The organism is Micromonospora sp. NPDC050495, from assembly GCF_040655175.1.
Classification (GTDB): Bacteria; Actinomycetota; Actinomycetes; order Mycobacteriales; family Micromonosporaceae; genus Micromonospora.
The window spans coordinates 310,840-332,455 of sequence record NZ_JBFAJK010000002.1 but is presented as its reverse complement, the minus strand read 5'-3'; the positions used below and the strand labels follow the sequence as shown (position 1 = coordinate 332,455).

At 76.0% G+C, this 21,616-nt stretch carries 13 protein-coding genes; 2 read left to right on the top strand and 11 right to left on the bottom strand.

Annotated elements, in window-relative coordinates; translation table 11 throughout:
• The first annotated feature begins 52 nt into the window (after window positions 1–52).
• Together ddaH and AB0I11_RS04660 are read left to right on the top strand one after the other, a co-directional pair.
• The gene (ddaH, locus tag AB0I11_RS04665) at window positions 53–823 is read left to right on the top strand and encodes a dimethylargininase (RefSeq protein ID WP_357313018.1); all 771 of its coding nucleotides are present in this window, start codon (window positions 53–55) and stop codon (window positions 821–823) included.
• 156 nt (window positions 824–979) lie between these two features.
• Window positions 980–4,339, top strand: a complete 3,360-nt coding sequence (locus AB0I11_RS04660; RefSeq protein WP_357313014.1) for a S8 family serine peptidase — start codon at window positions 980–982, stop codon at window positions 4,337–4,339.
• Here AB0I11_RS04660 and AB0I11_RS04655 read toward each other — a convergent pair.
• The 11 genes from AB0I11_RS04655 to AB0I11_RS04605 form a co-directional block, all read right to left on the bottom strand.
• Window positions 4,327–6,360, bottom strand: a complete 2,034-nt coding sequence (locus AB0I11_RS04655; RefSeq protein ID WP_357313011.1) for a BTAD domain-containing putative transcriptional regulator — start codon at window positions 6,358–6,360, stop codon at window positions 4,327–4,329. The genes AB0I11_RS04660 and AB0I11_RS04655 overlap by 13 nt on opposite strands.
• Before the next feature lie 135 nt (window positions 6,361–6,495).
• Complete coding sequence (locus AB0I11_RS04650) at window positions 6,496–7,020, bottom strand: sigma-70 family RNA polymerase sigma factor (protein ID WP_357313008.1); 525 nt, start codon at window positions 7,018–7,020, stop codon at window positions 6,496–6,498.
• A gap of 112 nt (window positions 7,021–7,132) precedes the next feature.
• The gene (locus tag AB0I11_RS04645; protein WP_357313004.1) at window positions 7,133–9,964 is read right to left on the bottom strand and encodes a BTAD domain-containing putative transcriptional regulator; all 2,832 of its coding nucleotides are present in this window, start codon (window positions 9,962–9,964) and stop codon (window positions 7,133–7,135) included.
• A 156-nt stretch (window positions 9,965–10,120) separates the two neighbouring features.
• Window positions 10,121–13,891, bottom strand: a complete 3,771-nt coding sequence (locus AB0I11_RS04640) for a S8 family serine peptidase (protein ID WP_357313000.1) — start codon at window positions 13,889–13,891, stop codon at window positions 10,121–10,123.
• Window positions 13,892–14,083: 192 nt separating this feature from the next.
• A complete protein-coding gene (locus AB0I11_RS04635; protein WP_357312997.1) occupies window positions 14,084–15,073 on the bottom strand; it encodes a BadF/BadG/BcrA/BcrD ATPase family protein in 990 nt (329 codons plus the stop codon).
• Complete coding sequence (gene murQ / locus AB0I11_RS04630) at window positions 15,070–15,975, bottom strand: N-acetylmuramic acid 6-phosphate etherase (protein ID WP_357312994.1); 906 nt, start codon at window positions 15,973–15,975, stop codon at window positions 15,070–15,072. The genes AB0I11_RS04635 and murQ overlap by 4 nt, the downstream gene beginning before the upstream one ends.
• Window positions 15,972–16,856 carry a MurR/RpiR family transcriptional regulator gene (locus AB0I11_RS04625; protein WP_357312989.1) on the bottom strand — a complete coding sequence of 295 codons (885 nt, stop codon included), beginning with the start codon at window positions 16,854–16,856 and terminating at the stop codon, window positions 15,972–15,974. The genes murQ and AB0I11_RS04625 overlap by 4 nt, the downstream gene beginning before the upstream one ends.
• Window positions 16,856–17,872 carry a hypothetical protein gene (locus AB0I11_RS04620; RefSeq protein ID WP_357312985.1) on the bottom strand — a complete coding sequence of 339 codons (1,017 nt, stop codon included), beginning with the start codon at window positions 17,870–17,872 and terminating at the stop codon, window positions 16,856–16,858. The genes AB0I11_RS04625 and AB0I11_RS04620 overlap by 1 nt, the downstream gene beginning before the upstream one ends.
• Window positions 17,869–19,839, bottom strand: a complete 1,971-nt coding sequence (locus AB0I11_RS04615) for an ABC transporter ATP-binding protein (RefSeq protein WP_357312982.1) — start codon at window positions 19,837–19,839, stop codon at window positions 17,869–17,871. The genes AB0I11_RS04620 and AB0I11_RS04615 overlap by 4 nt, the downstream gene beginning before the upstream one ends.
• The gene (locus tag AB0I11_RS04610) at window positions 19,836–20,669 is read right to left on the bottom strand and encodes an ABC transporter permease (protein ID WP_357312977.1); all 834 of its coding nucleotides are present in this window, start codon (window positions 20,667–20,669) and stop codon (window positions 19,836–19,838) included. The genes AB0I11_RS04615 and AB0I11_RS04610 overlap by 4 nt, the downstream gene beginning before the upstream one ends.
• The gene (locus AB0I11_RS04605) at window positions 20,666–21,616 is read right to left on the bottom strand and encodes an ABC transporter permease (RefSeq protein ID WP_357312974.1); all 951 of its coding nucleotides are present in this window, start codon (window positions 21,614–21,616) and stop codon (window positions 20,666–20,668) included. Before AB0I11_RS04605 ends, AB0I11_RS04610 begins: the two co-directional genes overlap by 4 nt.

The following is a 21,616-nucleotide window of genomic DNA, read 5'->3' as shown; positions in this document are numbered from 1 at the left end:
CGCACCCGTCCGCCGGGCGGCCCACCGCATCGCGGTGCGGCAGACTGAGGGCATGACGCGAGGCGCTGCTCTGGTCCGGCGACCCGGCGGCCGGCTGGCCGAAGGGCTGGTCACCCACATCGAGCGCACCGACGTGGACGTCGCGCGGGCCCGGCGGCAGCACGACGCGTACCGGGCGGCGCTCACCGGGGCCGGCTGGCCGGTGCGCGAGGTCCCGCCCGCCGAGGACTGCCCGGACGCGGTCTTCGTCGAGGACACCGTGGTGGTCTGCGACGGCCTGGCGGTGCTCACCCGGCCGGGCGCGGCACCGCGCCGGCCGGAGGTCCCCGGCACCGAGAAGACGGTACGCGAGGCCGGGCTGGAGGTCGTCCGCGTCGAGGCACCCGGGACGCTGGACGGCGGCGACGTGCTGCAGGTCGGCACCACGGTGTACGTGGGCCAGGGCGGACGCACCGACGCCGCGGGCGCGGCCCAGCTCGCCGCCCACCTGGCGACCCGCGGGCGCACGGTGGTCCCGGTCCCGCTGCGCGGCGTGCTGCACCTCAAGTCGGCGGTGACCGCGCTGCCCGACGGCACCCTCCTCGCGCTGCCGGACCTGCTCGACGCGACCGCCCTGCGCCATCCGGTGCGCCCGGTGGACGAGGAGGCCGGCTGCCATGTCGTGCCGCTCGGTGGCGACCTCGTCCTGCTGGCCGCCTCGGCGCCGCGCACCGCGGCGCTCGTGACGGACCTCGGCTTCACCCCGGTCGTGGTCGACATCGCCGAGTTCGAGAAGCTCGAGGGCTGCGTCACCTGCCTCAGTGTGCTGATTCCCCCGGCCTGAGCGGGCCGGCCGGGCGCCGGTCGGCGCACCCTGCGGGCCGGGCCCGCCGAGCCCGGCTGGCCCGCCGGCAGTGACCCGCGTCACATCAAGTGAACTTTCCGCCGCCGGCCACGTCCGGAGCACGCAGAAACTTCTCGCCTCCATCCAGGGAGAATGATGCGTTCACGCACGTTATCGGCGCTGGCACTGCTGGTGCTGGGCGTCTCGGCGGTGACCCCGGGCGGTACGCCGGCCGCGGCGCAGCCCCCGACCGCGAAGCCGGCGACCACACCCCCGACCGCGAAGTCCGCGACCACACCCCCGGTCGCGTCCAAGCCCCGGACGGTCACCCTGCTCACCGGCGACACCGTCCACCTCGGCACCGTGGACGGCCGGACGACGGTCGACGTCGTGCCGGGCAAGGGACGGGAACGGATCCCGTTCCTCACCCACCACGCCGGCAAGGACGTACGGGTCATCCCCGCCGACGCGGTCGGCCTGCTCAACCGTGGCAAGCTCGACGCGCGCCTCTTCGACGTCTCGATGCTGGTCGGTTTCGGCTACGACGACACCCGGCCCACCCTGCCGCTCATCGTCCAGCACAGCGGCGCCGCCCCCGCCGGCCTCACCGGCGCCCGGACCACCCGGGAGCTCGGCGGGGCGAGCGCGGTCGCGGAGAGCCGCGCCGCGGCGGTGTCCTTCTGGAACAGCCTCACCGCCACCGGCAGCGGCACCGAGCGGCGGCTGCGGGCCGGGTACGACAAGATCTGGCTCGACGGGCTGCGTCGACCCACCCTCGACGTCAGCGTGCCGCTGACCGGCGCGCCGCAGGCCTGGCAGGCCGGCTGGACGGGCGCCGGGGTGAAGGTCGGCGTGATCGACACCGGCGTCGACCAGACCCACCCCGACCTGGCCGGCCGGATCGCCGCCGCGCAGAACTTCACCGCCGACCCGGACACCCTCGACCGGGTCGGCCACGGCACCCACGTCGCCTCCACCATCGCCGGCAGCGCGGCCGCCTCGCAGGGCCGGTTCAAGGGCATGGCACCCGACGCGACGCTCTACAGCGCCAAGGTCTGCACCGAGGAGGGTTGCCCGGAGTCGGCGATCCTGGCCGGAATGACCTGGGCGGCGCAGCAGGGTGTGCGGGTCGCCAACATGAGCCTCGGCGGCCCGGACAGCCCGGAGACCGACCCGATCGAGGCGGCCCTGGCCGACCTCACCCACCGCTACGGCGTGCTCTTCGTCGTCGCCGCCGGCAACGACGGCCTGGCCGGTGAGTCCACGGTGAACTCCCCCGGCTCGGTGGCCGAGGCGCTGACCGTGGGGGCGGTGACCAAGACCGGCGAGCTGGCCGAGTTCTCCAGCCGCGGCCCGCGCACGGGTGACGCCGCCATCAAGCCGGACCTCACCGCCCCCGGCGTCGGCATCGTCGCCGCCCGCAGCTCGACCTCCGACCTGTGGCCGACCGACGAGAACCCGCAGTACACCAGCCTCAACGGCACCTCGATGGCCACGCCGCACGTGGCCGGCGCCGCGGCGATCCTGGCCCAGCAGCACCCGGACTGGACGCCCGAGCGGATCAAGTCCACGCTCATGGCGGCCGCCCGGCCGAGCGCCGCCATCGGCGTCTACGAGCAGGGCGCGGGCTTCCTCGACGTCGCCCGGGCCACCCGGCAGGCCGTCACGGCCAGCCCGGTCAGCGTCGCCTTCGAGCGGACCGGCGCCGCGCAGCAGCGCACCATCACGTACGCGAACAGCGGCTCGTCCCCCCTCACCCTGGCGGTCTCCCTCGACGCCAAGGACGCCGAGGGCGCCCCGGCGCCGGCCGGCCTGTTCAGCCTCAGCGCCTCGTCGGTGACGGTACCGGCGGGCGGCACGTCCACCGTGACGGTCACCGTGCAGGCCGGCACCGACCTGCCGGACCGCTACTTCGGCGGCGAAGTGACCGCCACCGGCGGCGACGCGCAGGTGCAGACCCCGGTCGCGCTCGACGTCGCCCGCCACCAGTTGAGCCTCACGCTGGTCGGGCCGGACGGCGGGGCACCGACGCCCGAGCAGGGCTGGGTGACCGTGCTGACCGACCTGGACCGGCAGACCATGATGGTGTTCGACGATCCCACGAGCACCACGTACCGGGTCCGCGCGGGCCGCTACCTGGTCCAGACCTATCTGCTGACCGACGACCCGTTCCTGCCGCGCATCACCTCGCTGATGCGCCCGAGCCTCGACCTGACCACGGACCAGGCGCTCAGCATGGACGCGCGGCTGGCGAAGCCGATCGTGGTGTCGGTGCCGAACCCGAAGGCCACCGCGGTCCACCAGGAGTTCGGCTGGACGATCCGCACCGAGCAGCCGCAGATCTGGGGCAGCAACGACCCGTTCGGCGTGCTGATGGGCCTCCCCTTCGACCACCTGCGGACCGCGCAGATCGGATCCGGCCGGACGCCCGGCTTCGTCTCCTACGTCAACGCCATGTGGGGCCAGGTGGCCGAGGACGGCAGCCTGCACAACAGCCCGTACGTCTACCGGGTCTACTGCTATGAGCCGGAGCGGATGATGACAGGGCTGACCCGCAGGCTGCGCGCGGACGACTTCGCCACGGTCCGCTCCCGGATCAGCGCGGACGTGGCCGGCGTACCGGTTGCGCGGTCCGCGGTCGCGCACGCGCCGGGCAACTCGCCGGTCTACCGTGACGAGTACAACATCCCGCCGAGGTTCACCTACGACGTGCCGCGCACCATCACCGAGTACTACAACCAGGACAAGAAGGCGGCGTGGCAGTCGACGTCGGCCCAGCCGCAGCACACGTACTACGAGTCGGCGTGGACCAGCTTCCGGCCGGGGCGCACGTACGACGTGAACTGGGCCAACGGGGTGATCGGACCGGTCTTCCCGCAACCCAACATCGGCCAGCAGTGGTCCACCCGCTACTGGGGCGACACGATCGGCGGGCCGGGACCGCTGCACGGCGACGGCGCCGGGCACGACGGCTTCCGGGCTGTTCGCGGCGGCAGCGTGCAGGTGAACCTCTACCGCAACGGGATCAAGGTCGGCGACGCGAACCAGGCGCCCTGGTCGTGGGAGGTGCCGGCGGAGGAGGGTGACTACCGGCTGGCGGCGACCTTCCACAGCGACCCGGAATTCACCCTGTCCACCGTGGTGGACGCGGAGTGGACCTTCAGGTCCGGGCACGTCAGCGACGGCGAGCTGGTGAAGCTGCCGCTGACGGCGATCCGGTACACCCCGGAACTCGACATCGACAACCGGGCCCCGGCCGGGCGGCTCTTCGCGATCCCGATCTCGTTGGACCGGCAGGTCGGGGCGGCGCCGGGCCGGACCAGGACGTTGACCGTCGAGGCGTCGTTCGACGACGGCCGGACCTGGCAGCCGCTGACCGTGCGGCGCACCGGCGAGCGGGCGGTCGCCTGGGTGCACAACCCGGCCGGCAGCGGCTTCGTGTCGCTGCGAGCGGCGGCCTCGGACACCGGCGGCAACACGGTCACGCAGACCGTCATCCGCGCCTACCGGTACTGAGGGTCGGCCTCGGACGCGGTGCCCGCGGGCGCCGCGTCCGAGGCCGACGGCGCCGGCCCGGCCGGTCGCGGATCCGACCCGTCGCCGCCGAGCCGGCGGTGGTCGTGGAGCCGCTCGACGGCGGCCGCCCGGCCGGCCGCGTCGTCCTGCTCCTCCCCGAGCTCCAGGGCGTACGCCCGCAGCAGGTCGTGCATCCGCCACCGGCCGGCGGCGGGTTCGATCAGCCGCTGCGCCGCGAGTTCGGCGAGCAGCCCACGGGTGGCGCGCACCGGCAGCCCGGCCAGGGCGGCGGCCGCATCCGCGCTCACCTCGCCGGCCGGGTGCAGGGCCAACAGCCGGAAGAGCCGCGCCGCGCCGGGCGTCAGGACCCGGTAGGACCAGGAAAAGGCGGCGGCCAGATCGGCGCGCGCCTCGCCGAAGCCGGTCAGCCGGCCGGCGGCCTCGGCCAGCTCACCGGCGACCGCGGGCAGGCTCAGGCCGGGCCGGCCGACCCCCCGGGTGGCGACCAGCGCCAGGGCCAGGGGCAGCCGGCCGCACCGCGCGATGATCTCGTCGACGGCGGCCGGGTGCGCCGTCGCCGCGCCGCCGAGCCGGCGGCTGAGCAGGTCGCGGGCCTCAGCGCCGGTCAGCAGGCCGAGGTGCAGCGGCTGGGCGCCGGCCAGGGCGGTGATCCGGCGGCGGCTGGTGGCGATGACGAGACTGCCGCCGGTGCCGGGCAGCAGGTGGCGGAGCTGCTCCCCGTCGCGGCAGTTGTCCAGCAGGATCAGCACCTGACGCCCGGCCAGGATGCTGCGGTAGAGGCCGGCCTGGGCGTGCAGCTCGGCGGGGATGGCGGGCGGCGGGACCCCGAGGGACCACAGGAAGCCGCGCAGCGCCTCGGTCGGGGTCATCACCGGGTCACCCGGGCCGAAGCCGCGCAGGTCCGCGTGCAACTGCCCGTCCGGGTAGCGGGCCGCCAACCGGTGGGCGAGGTGCACCGCCAGGGCCGTCTTCCCGACCCCGGCCATCCCGTCGATGGCCAGCGCGCTGATCCGCCCGTCGCCGGCCAGCAGCCGTTCCGCGGCGGCCACCGCGGCACGGCGGCCGGTGAAGTAGGGGTGGTCGGCGGGCAGCTGCGCCGGCACCTCGACGTGCGACGGCGGCGCCCACGCCGGCCCGGGCGGCCATGACCCGGCCGGCGGGACGCCCGGCCGCGGCGGCCAGGACCCGGCCGGCGGGACGCCCGGCTCGGGCCGGACGGCGGCCGCCGCGGGCGTACCGCCGCCGCCCGCGGCGTCGCGGCCGACGAGGTCCCGGGCCGCGCGCAGCTCGCGTCCCGGCTGGATGCCGAGTTCGTCGGCGAGCCGGTGCGCGATGTCGGCGTAGGCGGCGAGGGCCTCGCCCCGCCGGCCGGCTGCGGCGAGCGCCAGCAGCAGCCGCGCGCGCAGTGCCTCGTCCAGCGGTTCGTCCTCGGCAGCCCGCCGGAGCGCGGGCAGCACCGCGTCGACACGCCCGGCCCGCAGGGCGGCGTCGGCCGCCGCCCGCACCGCGGCGAACCGCTCGCCGTCGACCGCGACGAACTCCGGGTGGGTCCGGCCCCCGGCGTGCAGGCCGGCGGCGCACCGGTCGCGCCACAGCGCCAGCGCCTCCCGGTAGCGGGCGACGGCCCGCTCGTCGGGTCCGGTGCCGGCCTCGGCGACGAGACGCCGGAACCGCAACAGGTCGAGCGACTCCGGGTCGATCCGCAGCCGGTACCCCGCGCCGTGGCGGACCAGCACCGAGCCCGCGGCGCGGGTGGGCAGGTCCGGCTCGAAGCGCCGGCGGAGCATCCCGACGTGCCGGTGCACGACGTTGACCGCGCTGGGCGGGGGGTCGGACGCCCAGAGCAGGTCGACGAGTTCGGCGACGCTGACCACGTCGCCGGCCCGGGCGAGCAGCAACGCCAGCAGCAGCCGCTGCTGGCGGGTGCCCAGGTCGATCTCGGATCCGCCGCGCCAGGCCCGGACCGGGCCGAGCAGGGCGAAGGAGAGCGGGGCGGTCATCTCGATCCGGTCCAGGCAGGGCAGGTTGCCACGATCGCCGAAGCATGGCAAAGCCCACGGCCGGGCCGGCCGCGCGGCGCGGCAATGTGAGCTCGGACTCAGCGCGCGGGGCGCCGGCGGGGCCGTCCCGCCCGCTCAGGCGGCGTCGAGGCCGGTGCGCAGCGCGCGCAGCGCGTGGTGGGTCCGGGACTTGACCGTGCCGATCGGCACGCCCAGCCGGCTCGCGACCTCCTCCGCCGACCGGCCGACCAGGTAGACCTCGGAGAGCAACCGGCGCTGGGCCGGGGTCAGCCGGCCCAGCGCGCGGCGGATGGCGTGCGACGCCAGCGCCGTGCCGGTGGTGTCGTCCCCGCCGGGAATCCAGGTCATGTCGACGAGGTGCACCTCGGCCGGGCGGCCCTGGCGCAGCCGGACGCCGTCGATCACCAGCCGCCGGGCGACGGTGAGCAGCCACCGGCGGGCGGCGTCGGGTTCGACCGGCACCGAGTCGAGGTGCCGCCAGGCCCGCAGCATCGTCTCCTGGAGCAGGTCCTCGGCGGTCTGCCGCTGCCCACGGGTCAGCAGGAGCAGCAGACGCAGCACGGCGCGGGCGTGCTCGGCGTGCAGCGAGGTCATCCGCTCGGCCCGGCCGGCCGGCGATCCGTCAAGGGCCCGCAGCACGATCTGTCCCCCACCCGCAGGAGCAACGGTGAATGCGGCGAGCCTAGGGACGGTCGGCGGGCGGGGACTGACACGCCAGTGCCGATCGAGTGCCGTCGCCGATCGCGACCGGTCAGGGACCGGGCGTGACCGCTGCGAGCAGGCCGGCCAGCCGCCGGCCGGTGCGGCTCTGCCCGTACGGGATCAAAGCCAGTGCCTCCTGCCACGCCCGTACCGCGGCGTCCTGCTCGCCGGCGGCGGCGAGGGCGTCGCCGAGCAGCGCCAGCACCTCGGCGGCCGGCGCCGACGCCGAGGCCTCCTGGTAGGCGACGGCGGACGCCCGCCAGCAGCGGACCGCCTCGGCGGTCTCCCGGCGGGCGGCGTGCACCTGACCGAGCACCTCCCACGCCTCCGCGACGCCGAGCCGGTACCCCGCTTCGCGGGAGAGCGCCATCGCCTGCCCGGCGCAGCGCACCGCCGCGTCCTCCTGGCCCAGCGCGGCGTTGCTCGCGGCCATGATCACCAGGGCGTCCGCCAGCAGCTTGTCGTCGCCGGCCGGCCTGGGCTCGAGCGCCGCGGACACCGCCCGGAGGACCTCCTCGTGGCGCCCCTGCGCGGCCAGGACCATCGCCCGGTTGATCGCCGCGCGAGTCAGCTCGCCGGGCAGGCCGAGCCGGACGAGCAGCTCCAGCGCCCGGTCGAGGTGCGCCACCGCGGTGCCGTGCTCGCCCCCGAAGTAGGCCGCCCCGGCCAGGCTGCGGTGCATCCGGGCCTGCCCCACCAGGTCGCCGCCCGCCCGGGCGGCCGCCAGGGCCACCGCACCGGTGGCCGTCCAGTCGAGGCACCGGCCGCTGCGGTCGAAGAAGTGCTGCATGCCGAGGGCGAGCTGCCAGGCGTCGGTGTGCCGGCCCTGCCGGGCGGCCCGGCTCACCAGCGCCATCAGCACCTGCCGCTCGGCGCCGAACCAGCGCATGGCGTCGCCGTGGCCGGCGAACCGCAGCGGCGTCTCGCCCGGCCCCGGCTCGATCAGCGGATGGTCCTCGGAGGTGAGCAGCCGGCGGTGCGCCTGGTAGGCGGTGGCCCGGTAGAACCGCAGGCAGCGCAGTTCCGCGGCGGCGCGTTCGGTCGGGCCGTCGTGCTCCTCGGCGAGCTCGGTGGCGTAGGCACGCAGCAGATCGTGGGTGCGGTAGCGGCCCGGCAGCTCCTCGGAGATCAGGTGCGCGCGGCTCAGCTCGCCGAGCAGCGCCCGCCCGCTGGGCAGCGGGACACCGGCCAGCCCCGCGGCCGCGGCGATCGAGATGTCCGGGCCGGGATGGCTGGGCAGCAGCCGGAACAGCCGGGCGGCCGGCGCGGAGAGCGCCTGGTAGGACCAGGAGAAGATGGCTCGCAGGCCGGTCTGCGGGCCGTCGCCGTCGAAGCCGTCCAGGCTGCCGGACGCCCGGGCCAGCTCGGCGGCGATCTGCGCCGGTGGCAGGCGCGGCAGGCCCGCCGCCCGGGCGGCCACCACGGCGAGCGCGAGCGGTAACCGCCCGCAGCTGGCGATGATGGCGTCGATCGCGGCCGGGTCGGGCGCGACGCGGCCGGCGCCGAGCGGCCGGACGAGGGCGGCACGGGCCTCCTCGACGCTGGGCAGGCCGACCGGCAGGGGGTGGGCGCCAGCCATGGCGTGCAGCGTGCTGAGCCGGCTGCGGCTGGTGACGATGACCAGGCAGCCGGGGCTGCCCGGAAGCAGGTGCCGGATCTGCTCGCCGTCCCGACAGTTGTCGAGCAGGATCAGCATCCGCCGGCCGGCGAGCCGGCTGCGGTAGAGGCCGGCCTGGGCGTGCAGCTCGGCGGGGATGCCCTCCTGCGGCACCCCGAGCGAGCCGAGGAAGCCGCGCAGCGCCTCGCCCGGGCTCATCGCCGGCTCCCGGGCCTCGTAGCCGCGCAGGTCGACGTAGAGCTGCCCGTCCGGGTAGCCGGCGGCGAACTCGTGTGCGAGGTGGACGGCGAGTGCGGTCTTCCCGATTCCGGGCATGCCGTCGATGGCGAGCACGACCGATCCGCCCGGGCGCGCGACGGCGGCGCGGGCCTCGGCGATGAGCTCCTCCCGGCCGCTGAAGAACGCCAGGTCCGGCGGCAGCTGCGCCGGCGGCGGCACCGGCGACGGCGACGGCGACGGCGACGGCGACCCGGCACGGGCCGGCCCGGTGCGCTGGTGCAGCAGCCGGTCGTACGCCTCGCGCAGCTCCTCGCCCGGGTCGATGCCCAGCTCGTCGGCGAGCCGGCGGCGCACCACCCGGTACCTCTCCACGGCCTCCGCCTGGCGGCCGTCGGCGGCGAGCGCCAGCAGCAGCCGGCTCTGCAGCGACTCGTCGAGCGGATGCTGTTCGGCGGCCTGCCGCAGCGGCACCAGCACCTCGCTCATCCGGCCGCAGCACTCGGCCGCGTCGGCGGCCGCCCGCACGGTCTCGGCGCGTTCGGCCTCCACGGCGACGAACACGGGATGCACGCGGGCGGCGGGTTCGAGGCCCGCCGCGCACCGGCCGCGCCAGAGCCGCAGGCCGGCGAGGGAGTGCCGCAGCGCCGACTCGGGGTCGCCGTCCCGCCGGCTCCGGGCCGCCAGCCGGCTCAGCGACCGGAACGCCAGCAGGTCCAGGGACTGCTCGTCGGCGTGCAGCCGGTAACCCGAGACGTCCCGGAGGAGGTGCCGGCCCGGCGACCGGGCGGGCAGGCCGGGCTCGAGCAGCCGCCGCAGCGCCCCGACGTGCCGGTGCACCACGTTCGCGGCGCTGACCGGCGCCTCCTCGTCCCAGAGCAGGTCGACCAGCTCGTCGAGGGTGACCGGCGCACCCGCTCGGGCCAGCAGCAGCGCGAGCACGAGCCGCTGCTGGCGGGCGCCCAGCGGCAACTCGGCGCCGGCGCGGCGGACCGCGATCGGGCCGAGCAGCGAAAAGGTGACCGCCTCACCCGCCTCCGCCCGCACGGCGGCCACGGTAACCGGCCGGTCCCCGATCCGGGCGTGCGGCCCCGGGGCGGCCGCTCGACCCGCACGCCTGAGCACGGCGACCGGCCGTCCCGGCCGGAACGGTCGCTGCCCGGGCAACCGAGGGGTTGCCCGGGCAGCGAGACGCCGCGGCGGCTACCGCACCCCGTACGCCTTGATCAGGGTCTGCTGCACGCTGCTGCCGTGCTCGTCGGTGAGCTCCACCCGCAGCGACGCGTCCCGGCCCGCCTGGCCGGACTGGTCGATGGTGGCGGTGAACCCGGAGCCGCGCTCCGCCACCGGCACCGCCGACCAGGTCGTGCCGCTGTCGAAGGAGACCCACATCCGGGCGCCGACGATCCGGCCCGCGTCGTAGTCGCGCTGTCCCGCCGCGCCGAAGCCGACGGTGACGTCCGCGCTCGCCGGCGCGAGATTGCGCTCGTCCACGGGGATGTCGTACGACGGCACCAGCAGCGGCAGCGCGTGCACCCTGTCGTCGGCGGGCCGCTGGGAGCGGAACCGGAACGAGGTCTCCGTGCGGTGGAACAGGTTCCAGTTCGGGTGGTACGGCGGGCCGGGGTTGAACCGCATCGTGGTCACCCGCAGCTCGTAGTCGGCGGCCTCGTCCGGCACCGACCAGGCCCCGGACGGGAACGGTGAGGAGCCGACCTGTGCGCCGTCGCGGAAGACCTGCACGTTGCCGGCGTCCCCGAAGGCGCCGCCACCGCTGTAGTGGTCGGGGTCGCTGTCCCCGAAGGGCAGCATCGCGATGCCGATCAGATCCTGCTGCCGCTCGCCGACGTGCTCCGGGGACAGGTCGGCGCGGCGGGTGCCGACCGAGCGCACCGGTCCCCGGTACCACTGCGCCCGGCGCACCGACCCCGCGGCGTAGCTGCGCGGCACGTCGGACAGGTACTCGTCGAACACTCCCGCGCCCCCGACGAACTGCCGCCACCGTTGGTCCGCGGTGAAGTAGGTGGCGCGGGTGAACGGGGCGCGCATCGGCACGGAGGTCATCGCGGCGACCGTCGGGAACGACGGCCGGTAGGCCTGCACGACCTCCAGCACCGCCCGGTCGGTGCGCATCGAGTACACCGTCTCGTCGACCCGGCCGAGGTCGCGGTCGCGGACGTGGCGGACCACGTCGGGGCGGGTCATGCCGTCGTCGACGAACGCCAGGTTGTAGACGTACGGGCTGGCCGCCACGGCGGTCCATTCGAGGGTGACCGCTCCGCCGGCCAGTGCCTGCCGCAGCGCCGTGGCCTCGGCCGCGCTGACGGTCATCCCGGGGATGGTGTTGCCCGCCGCGGCGGCGGTCCAGCGACCCGCGCCGTCGTGGCTGAACAGCACGGCCCGGGCACCGGCGCTCGCCGCGGCCGAGAGCACGGCCGTCGGGTTCGCCGCGTCAGCCACCAGCACGACCTTGCCCGCCACGTCGGCGGCGGCCACCTCCGCCGCGGTGCCCGCGCCCGCGAAGGCCAGCGGGGCCGAGCCACGGCCGTCCAGTTTCACCGCCGCGGCCGGCTGGGTGAACGGGGCGACCAGGTATTCCGGCCGCAGCGTGAGCCCACCGCTGGTACGCAGGTCCAGCTCGGGGGCGGACATCCGGTAGAGGGTGTCCAGTTCGAAGCCACCCGAGCGCACCGGGGTGGTCCGCCCGACGTACACCTCGTCGACCGACGTGCCGCCGGTGTACGCGGCCGACAGGTAGGCGGAGTCCCACCAGCGGCCGTACTGCATCGTGGTGTTCTGCGCCTCCATCGGCCGCTCGCCGTCGACCTTCTGGCGTACCGCCGTGCGGGCGTCGTAGGTGATGGTCCGGTCCGTGTCGTCGTGGTTGACGACCAGGTCGGGGTCGCCCATGAAGGTGATCGACTTGACCAGGCCCGCTTCCCCCGTGGTGCCCTCGTCGCGGCTCGCGATGAGCGCGGCGATCGAATAGCGGCCCTCGCGCAGCCGCAGCACCGGGTCGCTGGTGAAGGTGGTGAAGCGCTGGGCGGTGAGCCGGTCGATGTCGACCACGTCGACGAAGGAGGGCGTGGCCGGCGCCTGGCCACGCCGGTCGACCAGGTGCAGGCCGACGGTGACGGTGTGCGGCTCCAGCCAGGCGCCGATCGCGGTGGTGACCGTGGTGCCGTCGCCGGCCCGGGCGACCAGGCGCCCGCCGATCGTGCCGTACCCCGACGCGCTCTGCCGGACGGACGGGTCCAGGATCACCGGGACGTCGGCCGTGCCGTGCGCCGGCGCGGTCACCGAGTCGAGCCCGGTGGTCAGCGTCCGGCGGGCCAGCGGGGCGCCGTCCTCACCCGTGGCGCCCTCGATCGACAGCGCGAGGGTGACCGGGGTGTCGCCGTCGTTGGTGAGGGTCACCGTCGTGGTGGCGGGCTGCTGGTGCAGGTGCGGCCAGGCGAACGAGCCCGCGTCGACGGTGCCCGGTCCGGACACCTCGGCGGTGACCGCGCGGTACGCATCGACCACGCCGGCGCCCTGCGCGTACACGCCGCCGCTCGCGCCCGACGCGACCGAGGAGACCAGCAGGGCCTTGCGCCGCTGGGCGCTCATCGCCGGGTGGCGCTGGGTGACCAGCGCGGCGACGCCGGCCACGTGCGGGGCGGCCATCGACGTGCCGGACATGGCGACGTAGGGGTCGCTCGTGCCGCCGCCGTTGCGGGCGGCGCGGACCGCCACGCCGGGGGCGGCGATCTCCGGCTTCACCCGGTGCGAGCCGGTCACCGGACCGCGGCTCGAGAAGGGCGCGGTGGCGCCCGCCGCGTCGACGGCGGCCACGGTCAGTGCCGCGTCGGCGCACGCGGGCGAGCCGAGCGTACGGGCGCCCGGGCCGGAGTTGCCGGCCGCCAGGACGAACAGCGTGTCGGCCTGGGCGGTGAGCCGCTGGGCCGCGACGCCGATCGGGTCGGTGCAGTCGGTGCCGACGCTGCCGCCCAGGCTCATGTTGACCACGTCCGCGCCCTTGTCGACGGCCCACTGCATGCCGGCGATGATCCACGACTCCTGGCCGTTGCCGGCCCGGTCGAGGACCTTGCCGATGAGCAGCTTGGCCCCGGGCGCGACGCCCTTCTCGGCGCCGCCGGACGCCGCGCCGGTGCCGGCCACGGTGGAGGCGACGTGCGTGCCGTGCCCGTGCTGATCCACCGCGCCGCCGGCGTCGGTGGTGAAGTTCTTCGCGTCGACGACCTGGCCGGCCAGGTCGGGGTGGGTGGCGTCGTAGCCGCTGTCCAGCACGGCCACCGTGGTCCCGGTGCCGTCGAACCCGGCGGCCCACGCCGTCGGCGCGTTGATTTGCGCGGTGCTCTCGGCGAGGTCCGCGGTGACCCGCCCGTCGAGCCAGAGCTTGGCGATCCGCGGCCCGTCGGCGTCGGTCAGGTCCTGCCAGAACCGGGCGGTGTCCCGCTTCTCGACGGAGAGAGCCACCGCGTCGGCCACCGGCAGCGTCGAGACCACGTCCGCGCCGTCGGGCGGCTGGGGCGCCTGCCGGGTCCGCGTCACGGCTCCCCCGTAGGTCGCCAGCAGCGGCAGGGTGGCGGTGGCCCGGTCGTCGTAGCCCTGCCGCACCAACTCCGTGACGTTGAACAGTTCCTCGTCCAACCGTCCGGCGTTGATCAGGGGCAGCGCGACGGACGGGAGCACGTAGACGTCGCCCTGGAAGGCGCGGGTCAGGTAGCCGCCCGGATCGGCGTGCGGTCCGGGCAGGACGGTGGCGGTCGGCCGGCCGGCCGGATCCGTACCCACCAGCGCCCGGTCCCCGCTGATGAGGGTGACCTGGGTACCGGCCGCGGGGCGGCTGCCGAGGGGCAGGTCGGTGCCCGCCGCGGCCGGGGGCGGGGCGGACATGGTCGAAGCGGCGAGGATGACCGCGCCGGCCAGGCCGAGGGTGACGGCCCGTCGCCGGAGCGAGGGTGTGGGCATCGTGAGCTTCCTTTCGGCGACCAGAAGGTGCGCCAGGATCCTGACAGTTGGATGGCGGAGGCAGCGCCGACGAGCACGGCGGAGTTCCGCCGTGGCGGAAGCCCGTCATGGATGCGTCCCGGCGCGGTCCGGACGGGGTCCGTGCGGGGTCGGTCCGCGGTACGGCCGGCCCTTCATCGGTGCTGGCGGCGGTCAGACCGCCGTGGGGGTCGGCCGGGAACCGGGGGCGGTCCCGGCGGGGGTGAGCTCGGTGATCTCCGCGCCGGGTGGCGGCGCGTCCCGTACGACGGCGGCGGCGAGGGTGACCGCGCCGTCGATGGAGGTGTCCAGGACGGTGCGCAGCGCCAGGTGCGGCGCGCGGGCGGCGACCCTCCGGGTGAGGGCCGTGGTGAGCGGCGGACCGGCGCGCAGCAGGTTCCCGGTGGCCGCGACGACCGGAGGCGCCCCGGGGGGCAGCGCCGCGAGCAGGGTGTCGGCCAGGTGCCGGCCGGCGGCCCGCAGGATCCGGTGCGCGATGCGGTCGGTGGCGGCGAGGGCCGCCACGTCCGGGGCGAACGAGGCCAGCAGCGCGCCCCGCTCCGCCCGGGTGGTCACCGCGTGGACGAGCGAGCGGGGGTCGCCGTAGCGGTCGTGCAGCGCGGCCAGCAGGGCGGCGGAGCCGCCGGGGCGGCCGTCGCGGGCGCGCAGCGCGGCGCCGACGGCGGCACGACCGATCCAGGCGCCGCCGCCGACGTCGCCGAGCAGGACGCCGTAGCCGTCGGCGCGCTGCCAGGCGCCGCGGCCGTCGCTGCCCAGGGCGACCGCCCCGGTCCCGGCGGCGACCACCGCTCCCCCGCCGAGGCCCAAGGCACCGACGTACGAAGTCAGCACGTCCGAGCAGAGCAGCAGCCGGCCACCGAAACCCAGACCGGGCAGCTCGCGGCGCAGGGCGTCGCCCAGCAGGGTCGCCCCGGTGCAGCCGATGACGGTGGCTTCCGCGGTCGCACCGGAGGGCAGCAGCGCGACCGCCGTCTCGGTCACGGCGCGCAGCACGCTGGCGGCGTCCACCCCGTCCGGTCCCATCCGGACCGGGGTCGGGTGCCGGTGGGTGGCGACGCGTTCGACCCCGGTGGCGGTGAGGCGGCCCAGACTGCCCCGCACCCCCGTGCCGCCGACGTCGAAGCCGAGGACGTGGCCGGTCATCGGCCGAGGGCGCGCCGGACGTGGCCGCCGGCCGCGTCGAGGCGGCCCCGGGCGGTGGCGGCGTCGGTGCCGGTGAGCACGGTGACGATCGCGACCTTGAGGTCCCCACCGGCGGCCGCGAGCGCCTGCCGGGCGGTGGCCTCCTCGACGCCGGTGGCGGCGACCAGTGTGGTCAGTACCCGCCCCCGCAGCTTGGCGTTGGTGGCGACGACGTCGACCATGAGGTTGGAGTAGGTGCGCCCGAGCCGCACCATCGTCGCCGTGGAAAAGGTGTGCAGCACCAGCTTCTGCGCGGTCCCGGCCTTCATCCGGGTGGACCCCATCACCGCTTCCGGGCCGGTCTCGACGGCGATGTGCACATCGGCCAGGTCGTCGAGCGGGGCGGCCGGATTGCCGCTGACCAGAACGGTACGCGCGCCGCGGGTGCGCGCGGCGCGCAGGGCGCCGGCCACGTAGGGGGTACGGCCGCTGGCGGTGAGGCCGACCGCGACGTCGAGGGCGGTGAGGCCGCCGGCGGCGGCGCCGCCGGCCTCGGCGGAGTCCTCGACGCTCTCCACCGCGGCGGTCATGGCCCGGTCGCCGCCGGCGAGATGCGCGACGAACCGGCCGGGCGGCAGGCCGTAGGTGGGCGGCACCTCGGCGGCGTCGAGCACGCCGAAGCGACCGGACGAGCCGGCGCCGAAGTAGTGGATCCGGCCACCGCGGCGCAGCGCGGTCACGGCCAGGTCGACCGCCTCGGCCAGCCGGGGCAGCGCCGCGGCGACCGCGGCGGGCACCCGCGCGTCCTCGGCGTGCAGGGTCCGCAGCAGCGTGAGGGTATCGAGCCGGTCGATGTCGAGGGTGCGCGGATTGCGGGTCTCGGTGGGTGACGCGACCCGCACGGCGTCGGCGGTGGTGCTCATCGTGGATCCCTCTCCATGGGCAGCGCGCGGCCGCGCACCGCGTCGTGCGCGCGCTCCATCGCCTCGAGCGACTCCTCGTAGCGGTGCTTGGCGAGCAGGACGAACAGGCAGTCGACGACGGTGAGCTGGGCAGTGCGCGACACCGTGCCGCCGTTGCGGAAGGTGGTCTCCCGGGCCGCGGTGACCAGTACGACGTCGGCGGCCACGGCGGCCGGCGACTCGGGATTGCTGGTGATCACCGCGACGGTGCCGCCGCGCCGGCGGACCTCGGCGAGCACGTCGAGGATGTCCCGGGTACGGCCGGAGTGGGTCAGCGCGATCGCCACGTCGCCAGGACGGATGTTGGAGGCGCTCATCAGCGCCGCGTGCGCGTCGGACCAGGCGGCGGCGAAGTGCCCGATCCGGGACAGCTTCTGCGCGGCGTCGGCGGCCACGCTGGCGCTGGACCCGACGCCGTAGACGTCGACCCGGCCGGCCGCGTCGATCGCCTCGACCAGCTTGTCCAGGGCCGCGATGTCGAGGCGGGCCACGGTGTCCTCGACCGCGCGGGCGTCGGCGTACCCGACCTTGCGGATGACCTCGGCGGTGCTGTCGCCCGGGGTGATGTCGCCGGCGAGGTTGACGTCGGGGCGGGCGTCGCTGCGCTGCCGCTCCGCCTCGGCGGCCAGGTGCAGCCGCAGCTGCGGGTAGCCACGCAGGCCGATGTTGCGGCAGAACCGGGTCACCGTCGTCTCCGACGTGCCGGCGGCCTGGGCCAGCTCGGAGATGGTCAGCTCAGCGGCGGCCCCCGGGGCGTCCAGGACCACCCGGGCGATGGCCTGCTCCGCGCGGGGCAGGTGGGACAGCTGACCGCGCAGGCGGGCGAGTACGTCGACGGTCATCACAGGCTCCTCGGGTCGGCGGCGAGCGTCGTGGCGAGCAGACGCCACCGGGGATCATCCATGCCTTCGGCGGGAAACAGGCAGAGCGGGCCCGGCGCCCGGGCCAGCGCGGCGGCGAACCCGCCGGCGTCCAGCGGGCCACCCCAATCGGCGCCCCGGGCCACCCGCCGGTCGGCGGTGGTCTGCACCATCGGCACCACCGGCCGGCTGGTCCGCGCGGCGAGGTCGGCGACGGTGGCCGCGATCCAGGACGGTGGCCGGGCCACGATGCCGTGGTACGTCATGACCAGGAACCCGTCGACGTGCTCCCCGAGCGCGGCCACGTCCTGCCCGACCAGCGCCCGCTGGCCGGCGTCGCCGGGCACCAGGAACATGCCGACCGTCGCGTCCGGACGGACGGCCCGGATCGCGGCGGCGAGCCGGGCGGCCAGCTCGGTGATCACCCGGGTGCGGAACGCGTACCACTCGGTGCGCAGGGGCCCGAGCAGCAGCGCGACGGCGGCCCGCCGGGCGGCGGGCAACCGTTCCCCGGTGGCCCGGGTGAACGCGGCCAGGGTGGTGGGGTCGAAGGAGGACTCGCGCGGCACGGCGCCCGGCCGCAGTTCCAGTTCCCAGTGCAGCGGCCAGCGGAGGAAGTCCAGGAGCAGCCCGTCCAGACCCGGTTCGGCGGCCAGCCGCGCACAGCGACGGGTCAGGTCGTCGGCGTAGCCGGCGTCGGTGGGAATGAGCCCGGTGTACCACTCCATCCGGGCCCACCCGCCGTGCTGGTCGACCGGACGCAGGTCCGGGCGGTCGAGCGGGTCCGCGTGGTCGCTCAGGCACGGCACACTGCCCAGCACCCGCAGCCCGTGGTCGTGGCAGAGCCGCACGAGCGGGCCAGTGACCGCGGCCGCCTTGGTCACCAGTGTGGTGATCCCGGCGGTCGCGGCCCGGCGCAGCAGCGGACGGAGGGCGTCCAGGTCGGACAGGCTGCGGTCGAAGAGGTACATCGCCCGCAGCCGGGTCAGGTCGGTCACCGGAGCTCCCCGGGGAAGTGGCAGGCCGCCTGGTGCTCGCCCGCGCCCAGCCGTGGATCCACCTCGACGCAGACCTGCCGATCCGGCCGGTGCAGCGGCCCGATCGGGCAGCGGGTGCGGAACCGGCAGCCGGTCGGGGGGTTGCTCGGGCTGGGCAGGTCGCCGGTGAGCACGATCCGTTCCCGCCGCCGGCCGGGGACCGGTTCGGGCGACGAGGAGAGCAGCGCGGCCGTGTACGGGTGCCGGGGCGCGTCGTACACCGCCGCGGCGGGTCCGGTCTCGATGATGCGGCCCAGATACATGACGGCGACCCGGTCGGCCAGGTGGCGTACCACGGCCAGGTCGTGGGCGATGAAGAGGCAGCCCAGCCCCAGCTCGTCGCGCAGGTCGGCGAGCAGGTTGATGACCTGGGCCTGCACCGACACGTCGAGGGCCGACACGGGTTCGTCGCACAGCAGCAGCCGGGGACCGGTGGCCAGCGCCCGGGCGATGCCGATTCGCTGCCGCTGCCCACCGGAGAAGGCGTGCGGATAGCGGTCCAGGTGGGCGGCGTTCAGCCCCACGGTGGCCAGCAGCTTCGCGGCGCGGTCCCGGGTCTCGACGGCGGGGGTGCCACCGGCGAGCAGCGCCTCGATGATCGACTGCCCCACGGTGCGGCGCGGATTGAGCGAGGCGTACGGGTCCTGGAACACGTACTGGACCGTGCGGCGGGTCCCGCCCGCCGCCGGGTCCACCCGCGCGCCGTCGACGCTGACCGTGCCGGCGCTGACCGGGTTGATGCCGACGACGGCCTTGGCGAGGCTGGACTTGCCGCACCCGGACTCGCCGACCAGACCGAGCGTCTCGCCGGCTGCCACGTGCAGGGAGACGCCGTCGACTGCGTACACCGGCCGCGGCGCCCGCCCCAGGCGGCGCCGGGTGGCCAGGTCGACCCGCAGGTCCTCGACGCGCAGCACCACCTCGCCCACGGGTGGGCGGGCCGCCGCCGCGGCGGCGGGGGCGACCACGGGTGCCGTACCGGCCGCGTGCCAGCAGGCCACCTCGCGGCCGTCGACCCGGCGCAGCGGCGGTCGCCGCCCGTCGCACTCGGCCGTGGCCTGCGCGCAGCGCGGGGCGAACGCGCAGCCGGCCGGCGGGTCCGCCGGGTCGGGCGGGGCGCCGGGGATCGCGGCGAGCCGGGCGGCGGGGGTCGCCGCCAGCCGGGGCATCGCGTGCAGCAGGTTCGCGGTGTACGGGTGCCGCGGGGCGGTCAGCACCCGCGCCACGGCGCCGTGCTCGACCACCCGGCCCGCGTAGAGCACGGCGACCTCGTCGCAGATTTCGGCGACCACGCCCATGTCGTGCGTGATCATGATGATGGCGATGCCGAGGTCGTCGCGGAGCCGGGTGAGCAGGCGCAGGATCTGCGCCTGGATGGTGACGTCCAGCGCCGTGGTCGGCTCGTCGGCGATGAGCAGCTCCGGGTCGTTGGCCAGGGCGATCGCGATGACCACCCGTTGCCGCATCCCGCCGGAGAACTGGTGCGGATAGTCGCCCATCCGCCCCGGCCCGTCGGGAATGCCGACCAGGGACAGCAGCTCGGCGGCCCGGGCCCGGGCCGGGCCGCGGGCCATGCCATGGCTGGTCAGCGCCTCCATCACCTGGTCGCCGATGGTGCGGACCGGGTTGAGCGCGGACTGGGGGTCCTGGAACACCATGGCCATCCGGTTGCCCCGGATGCGGCGCATCCGCCGCTCCGGCACGGCCAGCAGGTCCTCGCCGGCGAACCGCACCTCGCCGCCGTCCACCGCGCCCGGGGCGGGCAGCAGCCGGATGAGCGAGCGGGCGGTGACGGACTTCCCGGAGCCCGATTCGCCGACCACGCCCAGGATGCTGCCGGGGCGAACGGTGAGGTCGACGTCGTGCACGACGGTGGTGCCGCCGAACCGGGTCCGCAGGCCGCGGACCTCCAGCAGTGGGCTCGTCATGGGTGCACCGCCTCGTTGAGCGCGTCGGAGATCAGGGTCAGGCCGAAGGCCAGCAGCAACAACAGCAGCGCCGGGCCGAGCACGTAGCACTGCTGGGCGGTCATGAACCGCATGCCGGTGTTGAGCAGCGCGCCCAGCGACGGTTCCGGCGGCTGGATGCCCAGCCCGACGATGCTCAGCGACGACTCCAGGAAGACGCCGCTGACCATGCCGACCCCGACCTGCACGATCACCGGGTCCCGGGCGTGCGGCAGGATGTGCCGCAGCATGATCCTCGGCCGGGGCACGCCCATGATCTCCGCGGCCAGCACGTACTCCCGCTGCGCCTGGCTGAGCAGGCTGGCGCGGGCCAGCCGGCCGAACGCGGGCAGACCGTAGATCACGATCGCGATGAACAGGGCCCACCAGCCCGCGCCGACCACCAGCGCGATGCAGATGCCCAGGATGAGGCTGGGGAAGCCGAGGATGACGTCGAGGCAGCGCTGGATCAGCGTGCCCAGGCCGCGGGAGAGGAAGCCGGCCAGGCCGAGCAGGGTGCCCAGGGCGGCGCTGACCGGCACGGCCAGACCGACCAGGGTGAGGTCGGTGCGCAGCCCGTACAGCGCGCGGGCCAGGACGTCCCGGCCCAACTCGTCGGTGCCGAACAGGGCCGGCCAGGACGCGGGCGCCAGGGCGGCGCCGCCCTGGGCGTCGTAGCCCCCGGGGGCCAGCACGGGCGCCAGCAGCGCGAGCAGGGCCAGGCCGCCGACCAGCAGCAGCCCGGCGAGGCCGCGCGGGGTGCGCAGCGCGGCGGCGTACCGGCTGCCCGGGCGGGTGGTGAGCACGGTCATGACGCCCCCAACCGGACGCGCGGGTCGAGCCAGGCGAGGACCAGCTCGGTGAGGATCTGGATGACCGCGGCCACCGCCACGGCGAGCAGGACCAGCACCTGCACCACCAGGTAGTCGCGGGACTGCATGCTGGCGACCGCGAGCGAGCCGAGACCGTTGCGGGCGAACACGGCCTCGACCACGATCGCGCCGGCGAGCAGTTCGCCGAGGCGCAGCCCGATCGCCACCACCGCGGTGCCGAGGCTGGTACGCAGCACGTGCCGGCGGGTCACCTGCGCCGGGCTGAGCCCCTTGGCCCGGGCCAGGTCGACGAACTCCTCACCGCGGCTGCGGCGCATCTCGGTCTGCACGAGCCGGCCGATCGCGGCGGCCTGCGGCAGGGCCAGCGCGACCGCCGGCATGATCAGGTACTGCGCGCCGATGACCGGGTCGTCGAGCAGCGACACCTCGCCGCTGGCCGGCAGCACCGGTAGGGCGATCCCGAGCGCGAGCACCAGCAGCAGGCCGGTGAGGAACGGCGGCGCGGCCAGCAGGGCGCTGGAGAACGCGTCGACGGCGGCGCGGACCGGCCGGCTGCGGCGGGCGCCGCCGAGCACGCCGAGCCCGATGCCGAGGACGGTCATCAGCAGCGCCGCCGCGCCGGCCAGCTCGATCGTGCTGGCCGCCCGGTCGGTGAGGAGTTCGGCGACGGGCCGGCCGGTGGTGAAGGAGGTGCCGAGGTCGCCGGTGAGCACCCCGCCCAGCCAGTGCAGGTACTGGCTGGGCAGGGACTGGTCGAGGCCCAGGCTGTGCCGGACCGCGTCGACCGCCTCGGGCGCGGCGTCCGGCCCGGCGATGGTGGTGGCCGCGTCGCCGGGCGCGAGCCGGGGCAGCAGGAAGGCGATCGCGGAACTGGCCAGCAGCACCACGACCAGCGACGGCAGCCGCCGCAGCAGGAACGTCAGCAT

Coding starts and splice junctions, on each gene's coding strand:
- ddaH (WP_357313018.1), top strand. CDS start 53: ATGACGCGAGGCGCTGCTCTGGTCCGGCGACCCGGCGGCCGGCTGGCC.
- AB0I11_RS04660 (WP_357313014.1), top strand. CDS start 980: ATGCGTTCACGCACGTTATCGGCGCTGGCACTGCTGGTGCTGGGCGTC.
- AB0I11_RS04655 (WP_357313011.1), bottom strand. CDS start 6,360: ATGACCGCCCCGCTCTCCTTCGCCCTGCTCGGCCCGGTCCGGGCCTGG.
- AB0I11_RS04640 (WP_357313000.1), bottom strand. CDS start 13,891: ATGCCCACACCCTCGCTCCGGCGACGGGCCGTCACCCTCGGCCTGGCC.
- AB0I11_RS04635 (WP_357312997.1), bottom strand. CDS start 15,073: ATGACCGGCCACGTCCTCGGCTTCGACGTCGGCGGCACGGGGGTGCGG.
- murQ (WP_357312994.1), bottom strand. CDS start 15,975: ATGAGCACCACCGCCGACGCCGTGCGGGTCGCGTCACCCACCGAGACC.
- AB0I11_RS04625 (WP_357312989.1), bottom strand. CDS start 16,856: ATGACCGTCGACGTACTCGCCCGCCTGCGCGGTCAGCTGTCCCACCTG.
- AB0I11_RS04615 (WP_357312982.1), bottom strand. CDS start 19,839: ATGACGAGCCCACTGCTGGAGGTCCGCGGCCTGCGGACCCGGTTCGGC.
- AB0I11_RS04610 (WP_357312977.1), bottom strand. CDS start 20,669: ATGACCGTGCTCACCACCCGCCCGGGCAGCCGGTACGCCGCCGCGCTG.
- AB0I11_RS04605 (WP_357312974.1), bottom strand. CDS start 21,616: ATGCTGACGTTCCTGCTGCGGCGGCTGCCGTCGCTGGTCGTGGTGCTG.